At 35.6% G+C, this 13,797-nt stretch carries 14 protein-coding genes; 8 read left to right on the top strand and 6 right to left on the bottom strand.

What is annotated here, in order from left to right; translation table 11 throughout:
- Positions 1 to 7: 7 nt before the first annotated feature.
- Positions 8 to 1,024 carry a DmpA family aminopeptidase gene (locus tag ATG70_RS14260; RefSeq protein ID WP_098445833.1) on the bottom strand — a complete coding sequence of 339 codons (1,017 nt, stop codon included), beginning with the start codon at positions 1,022 to 1,024 and terminating at the stop codon, positions 8 to 10.
- Positions 1,025 to 1,215: 191 nt separating this feature from the next.
- Here ATG70_RS14260 and ATG70_RS14255 point away from each other — a divergent pair, with 191 nt between their 5' ends.
- Entirely contained in the window at positions 1,216 to 1,938 is a 723-nt protein-coding gene (locus ATG70_RS14255; RefSeq protein WP_098444939.1) for a YebC/PmpR family DNA-binding transcriptional regulator, read from the top strand.
- A gap of 63 nt (positions 1,939 to 2,001) precedes the next feature.
- Here the strand turns inward: ATG70_RS14255 and ATG70_RS22830 are convergent, their stop codons facing one another.
- The gene (locus ATG70_RS22830) at positions 2,002 to 2,298 is read right to left on the bottom strand and encodes a hypothetical protein (protein WP_098444938.1); all 297 of its coding nucleotides are present in this window, start codon (positions 2,296 to 2,298) and stop codon (positions 2,002 to 2,004) included.
- A gap of 978 nt (positions 2,299 to 3,276) precedes the next feature.
- Between ATG70_RS22830 and ltrA the strand changes: the two genes are divergently transcribed.
- The 4 genes from ltrA (at position 3,277) to ATG70_RS14230 (ending at position 7,535) form a co-directional block, all read left to right on the top strand.
- A complete protein-coding gene (ltrA, locus tag ATG70_RS14245; protein WP_179886331.1) occupies positions 3,277 to 5,049 on the top strand; it encodes a group II intron reverse transcriptase/maturase in 1,773 nt (590 codons plus the stop codon).
- A gap of 258 nt (positions 5,050 to 5,307) precedes the next feature.
- On the top strand, positions 5,308 to 5,493 hold the full coding sequence (locus ATG70_RS14240; protein WP_098445832.1) for a hypothetical protein: 186 nt from the start codon (positions 5,308 to 5,310) through the stop codon (positions 5,491 to 5,493).
- A gap of 381 nt (positions 5,494 to 5,874) precedes the next feature.
- Complete coding sequence (locus ATG70_RS14235) at positions 5,875 to 6,072, top strand: hypothetical protein (RefSeq protein WP_098444937.1); 198 nt, start codon at positions 5,875 to 5,877, stop codon at positions 6,070 to 6,072.
- A gap of 923 nt (positions 6,073 to 6,995) precedes the next feature.
- Complete coding sequence (locus ATG70_RS14230; RefSeq protein ID WP_098444936.1) at positions 6,996 to 7,535, top strand: 2'-5' RNA ligase family protein; 540 nt, start codon at positions 6,996 to 6,998, stop codon at positions 7,533 to 7,535.
- A 68-nt stretch (positions 7,536 to 7,603) separates the two neighbouring features.
- Here ATG70_RS14230 and ATG70_RS14225 read toward each other — a convergent pair whose 3' ends face one another.
- Complete coding sequence (locus ATG70_RS14225) at positions 7,604 to 8,203, bottom strand: hypothetical protein (protein ID WP_257147708.1); 600 nt, start codon at positions 8,201 to 8,203, stop codon at positions 7,604 to 7,606.
- A 1-nt stretch (position 8,204) separates the two neighbouring features.
- On the bottom strand, positions 8,205 to 8,810 hold the full coding sequence (locus tag ATG70_RS14220) for a TetR/AcrR family transcriptional regulator (protein ID WP_179886283.1): 606 nt from the start codon (positions 8,808 to 8,810) through the stop codon (positions 8,205 to 8,207).
- A gap of 264 nt (positions 8,811 to 9,074) precedes the next feature.
- Between ATG70_RS14220 and ATG70_RS14215 the strand changes: the two genes are divergently transcribed.
- The 3 genes from ATG70_RS14215 (at position 9,075) to ATG70_RS14205 (ending at position 11,845) form a co-directional block, all read left to right on the top strand.
- On the top strand, positions 9,075 to 9,515 hold the full coding sequence (locus ATG70_RS14215) for a hypothetical protein (RefSeq protein WP_098444934.1): 441 nt from the start codon (positions 9,075 to 9,077) through the stop codon (positions 9,513 to 9,515).
- A 660-nt stretch (positions 9,516 to 10,175) separates the two neighbouring features.
- Positions 10,176 to 11,138, top strand: coding sequence for a helix-turn-helix transcriptional regulator (locus ATG70_RS14210; RefSeq protein ID WP_098444933.1), 963 nt, complete (start codon positions 10,176 to 10,178; stop codon positions 11,136 to 11,138).
- Between the two features lie 74 nt (positions 11,139 to 11,212).
- On the top strand, positions 11,213 to 11,845 hold the full coding sequence (locus tag ATG70_RS14205) for a type 1 glutamine amidotransferase family protein (RefSeq protein WP_098443868.1): 633 nt from the start codon (positions 11,213 to 11,215) through the stop codon (positions 11,843 to 11,845).
- Positions 11,846 to 12,289: 444 nt separating this feature from the next.
- Here ATG70_RS14205 and ATG70_RS22825 read toward each other — a convergent pair whose 3' ends face one another.
- Together ATG70_RS22825 and ATG70_RS14200 are read right to left on the bottom strand one after the other, a co-directional pair.
- Positions 12,290 to 12,418: a hypothetical protein gene (locus ATG70_RS22825; protein WP_257147707.1), complete on the bottom strand. Its 129-nt coding sequence runs from the start codon at positions 12,416 to 12,418 to the stop codon at positions 12,290 to 12,292.
- A gap of 20 nt (positions 12,419 to 12,438) precedes the next feature.
- Entirely contained in the window at positions 12,439 to 13,386 is a 948-nt protein-coding gene (locus ATG70_RS14200) for a hypothetical protein (protein WP_098444932.1), read from the bottom strand.
- Positions 13,387 to 13,797: the final 411 nt, after the last annotated feature.

Here is a 13,797-nt window from a genome sequence, read left to right as displayed (position 1 = left end):
GGATTTTTCATTTAAGCTTCATACTAAATTTTTGGAGTAAATGCATTAACGTCGGTCTCTCATTTCCATCACGGCCGATCACGTGAGTAGCGGCTACTAAAGAATTAAGTACCGCTTCTTCTGTCGCTTCACCAACTGCACGAAAAGCGGTATCGATTTCTTCCTCATGGATGGTTTCTAGTGTTTGAGTTTGCGGAGTATATTGATGGGCGACTTTGTTAGCGGTGGAAAAACCTATGATAATCTTGCCGCTACCTGTTGTGATAATGGATCCCGTTCTGGAGAGCCCTGTAGACGCGCGTTTAATAATTCGATGAAGCTGTCGTTCTGAAACGGGAAGATCTGTTGCAACGATCACCATAACAGAACCCTTATCTTTTTCTTCCCAGGAATGAAGAAGGGCTTCTTTTAATGTCTTGCCCACTTTCTTTCCGTTTACATTAAGGTCACGAAGGATACCAAAATTCGTCACAACAAGCACACCCAGGGTATAGCTCCCATGCTGAAGCTTTACTTTTCTGGAAGCCGTTCCAATTCCACCTTTTAATGAATAGCAAAGCATACCCCTTCCAGCCCCAACGGAACCTTCTTCAAAAGTAGTCGAAGCGTTTGCGATCGCTTCATGAACATGATGCTTTTGAACGTGTCGTCCTCGAATATCGTTTAAAAACATGTCGTTGCATTCGCCAATAACCGGATTAACCGTTCCAGTTGTATCGCCAATTTCATGGTTTTGTTCTAACATATAATCAAACACCGCATCTGCAGCCGTTCCAATACTTAACGTATTCGTTAAAATAATTGGTGTTTCAAGCGTACCAAGCTCATCCAGCTGAATGGTTCCCATTGTTTTACCAAACCCGTTAAGAATATAGCTCGATGCAATTACTTTCTGCTGAAACAGATTCCCTTGATGCGGAAGGATCGCTGTTACGCCTGTTTGAACTTCACCGTTATTCAGAGTAGTATGTCCGACGGTTACTCCTTCGACATCCGTAATCGCATTTTTTGCACCGGGCTCCATTTCTCCGATAGTAACGCCGTAATCTTGCAACCTTTTCTGACTCACATGATCACTCCTCTTTTTTACTAGTTTACTATTATTTCTAGTGAATCCAAGTCCCTCAAGCAAATGGTAACTGTAAAATATGGTATAATTGACGAGACGTATAGAGAATGTGTAAACAGATAACTAGTAGAAAAGAGTGAAATTGAATGGGCCGTAAATGGAATAATATTAAGGAAAAGAAAGCATCTAAGGATGCGAATACAAGTCGAATTTATGCTAAGTTTGGTCGTGAAATTTATGTAGCGGCAAAGCAAGGTGAACCAGATCCAGTAGCGAACCAGGCGCTGCGCTTAGTTCTTGAACGGGCGAAAACATACAACGTACCAAAAGCAATCATTGACCGTGCGATTGAAAAAGCGAAGGGCGGAGCAGATGAAAATTACGATACGCTTCGATACGAAGGATTTGGTCCAAGCGGATCTATGGTGATCGTTGATACATTAACAAACAACGTAAACCGTACAGCTTCTGATGTCCGCTCTACTTTTGGTAAAAACGGTGGAAACATGGGTGTGAACGGTTCTGTTGCTTACATGTTTGATGCAACAGCTGTATTCGGCATTGAAGGCAAATCAGCAGATGAAGTTCTTGAACTGTTAATGGAAGCAGATCTTGATGTACGTGACATTATGGAAGAGGATGACGTCGTGATTGTCTATGCTGAACCAGATCAGTTCCATGCGGTACAGGAAGCATTTAAAAATGCAGGGATTACTGAGTTTACCGTAGCTGAACTTACGATGCTTGCACAAAATGACGTTGAGCTTTCAGGAGAAGATCAAGAGCAGTTCTTGAAAATGATCGATGCACTTGAAGAGTTAGAAGATGTACAGCAGGTTTATCATAATGTAGATCTTGGTGAAGAATAAAAAAGTCAAAAAGGGGGCTTCCGGATATCGGAAGTCCCCTTTTTAAAATAAAACGAAATTCACTTATGAAAAATGTTCCTTTTTTCTTCTTTTCTTCTGTAATGCTAAAAATGATGTCTTCAACGATGCATAGTTTCCAATCGCGGCATATCCGTAAAAGTACCCCATAAACAAACCGGCAACAAAGTGATGACGATGACTATAAAACACTGATATGAGAAGTCCTAAAATAATCGCTAGTGTTGGAACAAAGGTCCGAGGTATAGGGGTGAATATTTTGATTAACTGTGTGAGTATCATGACTAAAGGGACCGCAAGAACAGCGTCCCAAAAGTTTGTATGGATAACAGGAAATGTCATGGGTGAATTCCTTTCCAGTTTAAGGGTTTTCTCTTAGTATTGGCACTTCTGAATTTCTTAAACTGATATACATAGGGAAATACAGTTTATAGGTTGGTGAGTTTAGTGATTTTATGGAATATTATGTTAATGTTGGTAGTGAGGATAAAAGAAGTAGTTGTTCAATTAAAGGGCAGTTTTATGGTGCGAAACGTTTCTAATTAAACTGAGAATGGTCACATTACTCAGGTAAAAGTTAGACAGTTCTTTACAGAACTGAAGGATTATATCGAAGAGTCAAATGATAGCGTAACGTCTTGAAGGGCTCTCTCTTAGTCGAATAGCACTTGAATTAGCAAGGATAAGAGTGTTATAAGCTCGATGAAAAGGCGTGAGAATTCACCGTAACAGGATCGGCTGACGAAAACCTACCTGCGGGGGTGGTGTGAATCATAATGCTTGGGTTGAAAGAACATGGTGAGAATGCGTATAACCTATAAGAATAGAGGTTAAGCTGACGAACTTCTGAAGGTACAGGTCTATAACTGCAATACATAGAAATGTGTATATCACCAAGAGTGAGGTTAGTAGTGGATGAGTAAAACTCGTAAATATGAAAGTCCACGGTGTGTTAAAGGCGCATGAACGACTAACAGGCTTACAGGAAGCACCTAACTTCTTTCTATAATAGATATAATTCAACGTTGTAAGCTGATAACGTGGAGGACTTGCTTCCGATGAAATGGTGATAAGGAAAACAATTGTGAGAATAACAACTGTATAACTTACCTTAATATCAGTGAAAGTGGTGGCACAGTACCAATGAAATGTCTAATTCACATGGAGGGATCGCCACTAGACTAATGAAGATCATTCAACCATGTAAGACAGTTCTTTATCGATTAATAAGGTTCTCGTGAGACTAAAAGAGGTTCAACTCCTAAGGGAGTCACCGACTTGTTGAAACGGAAGAAACTGAGACACTCTGAGTATTACAATATGGAGCACTGCTTTGATAATCTGTACGCTCAAAGTGTTAATGGTCAGAATTTCTATGACTTAATGAATATTATCTGTTCGAACGAAAATATACGTCTTGCCTATCGAAATATCAAACGAAATACGGGAAGTAAAACGGCAGGTGTTAATAAATTAACCATCGATGACATTCGATCTCTGTCTGTAGAAGAAGTCATTGAGAAAGTTCAAAACACGCTTCAATCCTACCAGCCTGAAGTCGTTAGACGTGTTCTAATACCAAAAGCCAACGGCAAAACGAGACCGTTGGGGATACCCACCATCTGGGACCGAATTCTTCAACAATGTATTTTACAAGTCCTAGAACCGATTTGTGAGGCGAAATTCCACAAACACAGCTATGGTTTTAGACCCAATCGAAGTACGCATCACGCAAAAGCGAGATTCGAGTCTCTTATCAATTTGAGTGGACTTTATCATTGTATTGACGTTGATATTAAAGGCTTCTTCGATAACGTCAATCACAGCAAATTACTGAAACAGATCTGGTCTATTGGTATAAAGGATAAAGCATTGCTTTCTATTATCTCAAAGCTTCTGAAGGCAGAGGTTGAAGGAGAAGGCATACCAACCAGAGGAACGCAACAGGGCGGTATCATTTCTCCACTTCTATCCAACATTGTGTTAAATGAACTAGATTGGTGGATTAGTAACCAATGGGAAACTCTGGAGACTAGCCATCAGTACAAACATAATGGAAGTAAAATACAAGCGCTGAAGAGGTCAAATTTAAAAGAATGTTACATCGTCCGTTATGCGGACGATTTCAAAGTCTTATGTCGTACACGCTCACAAGCAATGAAAATGAATTATGCCATAAAGGATTTTCTCCATACAAGACTTCATCTTGAGGCAAGTGAAGAAAAATCGAAAGTAGTAAACCTAAAGAAAAACTCTTCAGAGTTTCTAGGATTTACGTTTCGAGCTGTCAAGAAAGGAAAGACGAGAAAAGGATTTGTGGCTCATTCAAATATGTCGAAAAAAGCCAAAGCAAATGCCAAAAGGAAAATGAAAGAATCCATCAAGGCAATCCATAAAAAGCCTTGTGCTGAGACCGTCTGGCATTTCAATACAGTTGTCATGGGGATCCAGAATTATTACGCTGCCGCCACTCATATCACAAATAATTTACATGAGTTGAACTTCTATCTTCGCAGGACATTATACAACCGATTAAAAGACGTGAGAAAAGAAGCTGAGTTTAAAGACATGACAAGTACGCTACAAAAACGCTTTAAAGGGTATGAACCCCAATATTATAAGATTCAAGACATGGTATTCGTCCCGATTTATGCGCAACGGCATAAAACCAACTTATGTTTTTCGCAAGAAACCTGTAACTATACTGCGAAAGGTAGGGCGAAAATTCACCAGAACCTAAAAGCGATTCAGAAAAATGTACTTAACTATGTCATGTCAAACTATATACCAAATCGAACGATTGAATACAATGATAATCGCATTAGTAAGTTCATCGCTCAGTACGGTAAGTGTGCTGTAACGGGAACAGAGCTTGGATTATCAGACTGGCACTGTCATCATAAGAGACCTTATCATCTTTCAAAAGATGATCGATTCTCTAACCTGATCGTGTTATATGAACCCGTTCACCGGCTTGTACATTTAAAGGATCCACTTAAAATTAAAGCGATCCTTAAAGAATTAAAGCTGGAAAACACTCAAAAAGAAAAGGTAAATGATCTTCGAAGGCAGTGCAATCTTCAAGCAATCTAAGATTTAATATAAATCGGCTTTATTCATTACATCGAAAGAATGAATTGGATTAGTTGGCGCGCCGTACGCGATGAAAGTTGCCCATACGGTGCAAACAGGGGGAAAAGGGGGCGATAACTTCAAACCCTTATCTATCTGTATGAAGACTTGAATTCGAGATAATGAACGATTTGAAACTAAATCAGGGGCTACTTCGTAAGTATAATAGGAGACTTTTTGTTAGAGAAGACCAGAAATATTGGAGGTACCAAATTGTCTATGAACAATGGAAATGAAAATAAGCCTTTCAATGATGCCATAGCACATAAACAAAACATCGAAGGGTTTCCAAAAACACGTGGAGGAAGACTTCCTTTACCCATTAAGTTAATCGGATACTTTCTGTTTGGGAGTTTTATACTAATGCTTTTAATTGGATTAGTGGGTAATTTTCTATTTGATTAAATCGGAGCAATAAACGAATTGTAATTATATCCAATAGAAAAGGAGGAATTCCAATTAAGCGTGGAGGAAGATTTTACATAGGTTTCAATTTAATTGTAATCCTATTAGCAGCTAATGGATTTTATCGTAGTCATTCTGTTAATGATAATGGGATGAACATAACATCTTGGACTTTCTTGGTATTATTAGTTGGAGCAATAGTGAGTATTATTGCCGAAGTAATACGACTTAAAAAGCAAACTACAAATAATTAGTCGATGTTGTTCGGATTATTTGAAGGAAATTGAACTGAACTTACTCCATAAAATCGGAGCATTTACAGAATAAAAAGTCTGCTCTTTATGTAGGTTGACTTTCAGATTTAGGACTGGAGTGAATGAATTGAGGTATCCAAATGAGTTATCTAAAAAGAGGAGATATCAGCAAGGGTTTGCAGTTATTTATTTAGTTATCGCAATCATTTTGGCAACGGTATTATTTGATGATTATAACGTATTCATAGTGGGTGGGGTCACTATTTTGTTATATCTATTGCTTCGTTTTCTCGTAGGAGTATATGTAGATAAGAAAGTGGAGTGAATACATTACTCTACAATCTCGGAGCATTTACTTAATAAAGTGTAAGTGCTTAGCTCAGAGAAAGAAAAAAAGAAAATAGACTATGTGGGATTGGGAGGAAGGTTACCATTAAAACAATAGTTACCAATATTGCATTTGCTATATCTACTGTTTTTTCGATGGTGTTAATAGTTGAAGGCGATGATTTCTTTGGTATTGCCATTCTAGTATGTCTTATGGTTATTTATGACTACATACGAGGGTTAGAGAAGAGAACAGGTGTTGAAAAAAAATATAGGGTCAGAGGATTAATAACTTACTTTGTCACAGGGTTCGCTTGTGCCTTAGTGTATTTTCTATAATCCATTTTAAAGGTTTACCAGCACATATTAGAAGCATAACGGTATTCCATAATCTCGGAGCTTATCTGTAATAAGATAGGCTCCTTTAACTGGAATTAAAGACGCAGTTATGCGGATTTATTCGAAATAATTGGTATTAGAAATTTTGGAAGGTTAGTTGAATACTCAGTTTCGAGATAGTTTGAATCGTGAAACGTATTTTTTATTCAAACGTATTTAAAAGGTGAAGCTAATAAGTTACTAAATTAGAAGTTTATCGAGAGGGTGGATACTTATTATTGGCGATAAGTTACTTGCAAAAATTGCGGAAGAGAAGTAGAAAAAGATGAGAAGATGGCAATTATTGCTACACTGAAAAAGCTAAATGGGTGGACTCTTTTAAAAGCCTGGGGCCCTGAACAAATTATATATTGTTCAAGATGTTTTAGTGAGTGGGAATAAATATAGGTAACTGTTTCTGCGAGAGTCTTGAAACCAAGAGTTAACGAAACGATGGCGTTAATTTAGAAAGTATTACGCTCTTTGTTGTTTAAGTTAATTACAGAGGCAATTTCAATATCAGAATTTAAAGGTGGGCGTCTTGTGTATGGATTTATAGCTACTTTCGATGAAAAAACAGATCACATAATAAAGGATATTTGGAAAGAGTTAAACCAAAAGTCAATTTCTTCTTATGCATATGAAGTGGAGAGTAGAAAGCCACACATTACATTGGCAAGTTATAATGACCTAAACCAATTTGATTTTATGAAACAAATGGATGATTACTACAATGGAAAGACAGTAATTGATATTTCTTTTAACACAATTGGTTCGTTCTTGAATTCGGGAGCTTTATTCTATACGCCCACCGTCACTAAAGACTTAATTGACTTTCATAATAATCATCATAAAAACTTCAGACATTTTAATGATGACCCTAGCTCATTGTATTCACCTGATAGCTGGATACCTCACTGTACAATAGCTAATAGATTAACAGCAGAAAAATTATCTGAAGCATTTAATTATTGTTCTAGAAGAAATGACACCATTCTTGGACAGATGGTAGAGGTTGCTTTAATTGATGTATCAAATAAAGATAGAGCCCCAATTATCCACTCAAAAAAATTGGTTTCGTAGAATCGCACTACTCCACATAATCGGAGCAAATCTAAAATAAAGTGGCTCTTTGTAAGAGGCACTTTATTTTATTCAATCAGGTTCCCCTCATTTAATTCACTAACTTGAAAAGCTTTAATCTTATTGTCGTATCTTCCTAAGAAAGCAACCTTTCCGTCAATAACTCTCATGAACGTGTAAACGATATTCTGACCTTTTACTTGATCACTTTCTTCATACCAAGTACCTTGCTGCTCAAGAACAATATTGTGACCTTTTGCAAAGCGCCGAATGGTATGAAGGTGGAGGTTGGCGCGGTCTATCCAATCACCTAAATGTTGACTTCCACTAATAGAACCTTTTGGCCCCATTATTTCTATGTCTGAATGAGATAAATTGAGTAATCCAGGGATATCTTTTTGATTTGAGTTTTCGACCCAGTTTTCTGCGGTTTTTATCGTGGTAAGAAGGGTAGCTTTAATTGAACTATGATGTATAAACGCTGTAGATCTTTCATTGAGCTCTTCTTCACTAAGTCCAAATGTATTCACTAAGAGTCTTCTAGCTTCAATTTTATTTGATTCGTCAAGAAACAAGTAGGCCTGTATCAAAAATTCCCTTAAGCTTGAGTACTCACTTTCAGTAAACACTTCTTCAAATTTTTTAGTTCTCAGTTTAGAATAATCCATCTTAAAATTCCCCTTTACTATTGATTACTGTCATAAAAAATGTAATAGACTGATTTACAAATTCATTAGAACTCATTGTACCTGAGGATACTAGTGTTTTATAAATAAGAGGATCAAACATCTGCATTAACTGTAGCGCTAAAAAGTTTGAGGACATATTCGTTTGAAAAGTTTTGTTTTTTGTTCCTTTGACTATTACACGTTCAAAAATAACAATGATTTTTTTCTGGATTTGGTTAAGTTCTGAGTTATGATCTTCACTGAAGATAGCTCCCATATCAGGAAAGCTTGATAAAACGAAATGGAAAAAGTCACTACGAAATCCCATCTCAATAAAGGATAGAACTTTTTTGCTTTCAGAAAGGTCGCTCGTGTCTATTTTTTCCATAGTAATTAAGAAACTGTCAATCTTAGGTTTTACAATGGAAAAGACAAGTTGCTCTTTTGATTGGTAGTGAGAATAGAGGGTTCCTTTCGCTATATCTAGTTTCTCAGATATATCACTCATTTTTACCTGATGGTAACCATGATCTCTAATTAACTCTTCAGCTGTTTCTAGAATTAGTTTGTTTCTTTTTAAAAATTTTTTAGCCATTCTATCAGACATAAAGGCCTCCTTTTTTTGACGCATAGGTCAAAAATGACTTATAAGTCATTTTAGAACAGCGAAGAAATCATGTCAAGATTTATCTGATCATGGAACAAAGGATTAAACTAGAAATGGTAATGTTTTTCTTGAAACTGAATCTTCAATTATCTCGGAGCGTTTGCTTAATAAAAAGGAATCGCTCTATGAGTTTTAGGCAAGATTCTCTAAAACGTTATTTCGAAAATGGGGTGTACAAAACACACAAATAAGGAGTTAATTACTATGCTATTTAGCAAACTCAAAACAGCGTTGATAACTTCCATTCTGACTTGGTTGTTCTGTATCGTTATTATGACTGTAGGGGGGATTATCTATAAGTTGACTGGAGGAGACGGGGAAATATCTGTTGCGATTGGCGGCTCATTTTTAATGATTATATATCTAATTCCAGCAATTATAATCATTGGTATTCCAATTTCGGTGACAGCTGATCAACTTACTGCCGAAAAAAACCATCGGAAGTTTTACTCTTATATCGTACATAACGGGGTTGGGATATTGCTGTTCTTGTTTGTTTTTTCTAATTCAAAGTTAGTAAACACTCTAGATTATCTAATAAGTACTAGCCCCTGGTTGTTAGTAGTGATCGCTTCTGCTTCATTATTTTGGAAGTTTGATGAAAAGGAAAAGATGAAATCAATGCGTTCTTCTGTTAATGCATAGTATTTTTAAACAGGGATTATTTATGAATAATGAAAAATTTTACTTATCATTATCTTCTTTTCTTGGAGATTTGTTTATTAAGCAATCTCGGAGCGTTTGCTTAACATTAAGTAAGCGCTCTACGTAGTAGGTTTAGGGCTGGAGTGTTAATTAAAGGAAGTGTAAAATGTTCAAATCACACGTAACAAATAGAATAATAAGGTTAATAGTTTTTTGGATTGGAGTATCTTTTTTATTGCTTAAAAGTAATAGTATCGCGAATTCACTGTTATCACTAGTATTTATAGCCTTGCTAGGGGTTTCATTTACAGTGTATCAATTGATAATAATTATAACTTTAAGAAAAGTAAATCGAAATTAGTTATTCATTCCTAGAGAAGCACTTGTTCGATTATCTTCGGAGCTTATCTGTAACAAGATAGGCTCCTTTTAGTGTGAAAGAATAGATTGAGTTATTTGTACTAATTTGAAATAATTGGTATTGCAGATGTGTGGGCGATAGGAAAATAGGCTTAGCGTTATAAGTCCGCATATTTCTAACGGTACCCCTAACTAATTTAGATACTGCTCCTGTAAGGGCCACATAATATAGAAAGCTATCGGAACACCAAAATCGGAAATACATAATAGGAAATAAATTTCATATAGAGGTGGAATTATATGCCTAAAATTGACAATATGTTAGCAATTCTATGGATGCTTCGTTCAGGTGAAAAAATTACTGCAAAACAAATTTCAGAAAAGTTAGAGATGAATATAAGAACTGTGTATCGTTATATTGATACCATTTCAACAAGTGGCGTACCTATCATTTCAGAACCAGGACATAACGGTGGATACACTTTACTGAATAATTTTATTGAGGCTCCTCTTTTCTTTGATTTTGAGGAACAAACTTCATTGTATCACGCTGCTGTTTTTGCAGAAGAAGCCGGATATTATGGAGGTGAAGCACTGAATAGGGCCATTTCAAAACTAAGTAAATACTCAAATCAAGAGCAGGAAACAAAGATAAACCAACATTTAACTAGTCTTGAAGTAATAAGTCGATTAAGCTCACTCTCTATTGAACCTCTTTTGAAAGAGTTGGAGCAGGCCGTAGCTGACGGGTACTCAGTAAAAATTCTTTACCATAAAAGTAGTGAAAAGCAATTAAATGATAGATTGGTCGATCCATACAGAATTATCTATTGGAATAATAAGTGGTATGTGATTGGCTTTTGTCATCTTAGGAATGATATCCGTAGTTTTAGAGTAGATCGAATAGAAAGTCTAATGCTAACCGAAAATAAGTTTAACCGGCCAGAAAATTTTTCAGCACATGACTTTTTTATAAAAAGTCTTCTTCCAACTGTAGAAGATAAGGAAGAGGGAATATCTTTCGTCATTAGTGGGGATAAGAGTGTATTGGATGATATTTGTCAGCATTGGTTTTTAGGACATTATTTAAAAGAACGGTCTTCAAATCGAGCCGTTTTTCTTCTTGAAAAAGATGTGATCCATACATATGTACCTTATTTACTTTTACCGTACAACAAATCTATTAAAGTTATTGAGCCAATAAGTCTTAAGAAAAGACTTATTGAAGTTCTGTCGGAATTAATAAAATTTCATGAAGTATAATCACTTCCCTGACGCTAACTGTCAGGGAAGTTTTATTATACTGACTATATCAAATGTGATTGGAGTGTTATTGGATGCAAACAAAAAAGGTTGTTTTATATGTATTTAATACAATGTCAGACTGGGAATATGGATATTTAATTGCTGAACTAAACTCAGGAAGATATTTCAAAAAAGATTTAGCACCTTTAAAAGTCATTACAGTAGGAGCTAATAAAGAAATGATTACTACTATGGGAGGACTGAACATAATACCAGATATTTCCCTTAATGAATGTACTCTTGAGAGTAAAGATCTTTTAATTTTACCAGGAGGGACTACTTGGAGTGAAGAAATTCATCAACCTATCTTGGAAAGTATTGGCCAAGCTTTAAAGCTTGGCACTATTGTTGCTTCAATTTGTGGTGCAACTGAGGGCCTCGCGAATATGGGATACTTAGATACTAGAAAGCATACAAGTAATAACTTAGAATATACTAAAATGGTATGTCCTAACTATAAAGGAGAAAAGTTTTATGAGTTGGGATCTGCCGTAACTGATGCGAATTTAATTACTGCATCAGGAATAGCTCCTCTGGAATTTGCGATGGAAGTACTGAAAAAATTAGATGTATTTGCACCAGATACATTACATTCATGGTATAACCTAAATAAGACTCATAAACCTGAATACTTCTTTCAGTTAATGAATTCAATAAATAACTGAGCTGAAAAATCAACTTAGCAGTTTTATATTAGTTAAAATCATTTCGTTATAGTTCCGTTATCTCGGAGCGTTTACTTAACGAAAGTTGCGATCAATGTAGGTATAGGACAGCTTAATGGAGTAAAGAATGAGAGGTTTTTCTAAACAAAGGAGAAAGTGAATTGACTCGATTAGAGTACTTTTCGTTATCTATTTTAAATTATGTTGCCTCTAACATATATTGTAACCAGTAATACTTCCGACTTACAAAAGAAACCAGAAGGCCATTCTTCATATAAGCATGAGAGGTGACCTTCTGGAAATTAAATAGAAGCGGAAAAGAATAGTTTTCTAATGAGTTCTTTTACTTATACATGGCGCTTTATTATTGAATAACGATGATGTATTGTAATAATTTACTAGCATAGTACACCATAAGGAAATTCCCCTATGAGTGCTAATGTATTATTGGGAGTTGTTTTTCAAAAATTTTATAATATATAAAACTAAAGCAATTATCGCAACCGATCCTAAAATTGTTACAACTAGGCCCACTAGTAAAAATACAGATTGAATTGCCCACCAATCATCCATTTAATTTCTCTCCTTTAACCTCAATTAAATACATAACTTTGTGCTACGTAAGCATATTTTTCTTTTTTATCCAACTTTTTTAATTTTATTTGACTTCTTATATCATAATACCTACTTCCACCTAACCATCCCAATAAATCAATTTTTACAGTATATTCACCATAGCTGTTGATATCATGACCTTCTACGGGTGCTTTTGAGTCAGTTGTTTTTGCCGTAGCTCTTGAAATGTCGAATTTAGGTAAATAACTACGTGTACCAGACTTAGAGGAGTACCTCATTTTTAGCCCGTAATCCCCAACAGAATAATGACTACGAAGATACAATTTTCCTACATTTAATCCACTTGCTCTAAAAGTAATAATAGAGCTGTAACGCCTTGCTCCATAATCTTTCTTTTCACTTCTATAAGGAGAATACATTATCCCACTAAATACTGGTGCTCTATTAATTTCTATACCTTCACCTTCATATATTTCTACAAAATCTTCAGCTGGTAAATCACTATCTTCTTCTTCCTCTACAATATATTCCTCGGGTAATTCGTTTTCATCTACTTCTTCTGGAAGGTCACTAGTTTCTATGTTAACTTCACTTCCATCAGATAAAGTGATTTGTTCCTCAACGAAACCTTCCGTATTTAACTTGGAATTATTCAAATTATTGAGCTTGTGATTTAGTTCTTCCTTCATTTGATCACGATATTCAATTTTAGCTTCTTTAGTAGTATTTTCGTCAATAGAATCAAAGATTTCTATAATGTCATCCTTAGGAAGTTTAGAAACTTCTGTACTTTCGTTAACTTCTTTAATTACCTCAATTAATTCTTTCTTACTGATAATTTCAGAAGATTGTATAAATTCATCTTTAATAATTTCCTCATTTTTTGAAGCGCTAACATAATTGGAGTCAATTATTCCTCCAAACGTTAAAAGTCCAACAATTCCAAAGACCAACAATTTTTTCAATTTCATAATCTCCTCTGTTTAATTATTGGTAAAATTTTTAATTATTTACCATAAAATTCATTATATATATTTGAATATAATTAGTCTATCTTTATTTTATAGAACTTGTTTGTTTAAAGCTGATAGCTTTAATGTTTATTCCCCCAGGAAAAGCTAATGGAACGACTATCTATTAAATGATTTAATAGATTTATCGTTGTGTGCCCGGCATGGGTGATAACTAGGCGGTGAAAGTCCGCTACAGGCTTGGCAGTAGGAACTGTTAGCCAAAGGCAAGGGTGTCCATTGTGAAGTGGAATCTGAAGGAAGTCGGCGGCAAAATCCCGAGTTTGCGAATAGAAATTGTATACAAAGGCTGAATTGGAATGGACGAGTTTGCAACACAAAATAAAGTCCAATACTGCCCGAATT

The sequence above is a fragment of the Bacillus sp. es.036 genome, from assembly GCF_002563635.1.
Taxonomy (GTDB): Bacteria; Bacillota; Bacilli; order Bacillales; family Guptibacillaceae; genus Guptibacillus.
This window is presented reverse-complemented; position numbering and strand designations above follow the sequence as displayed.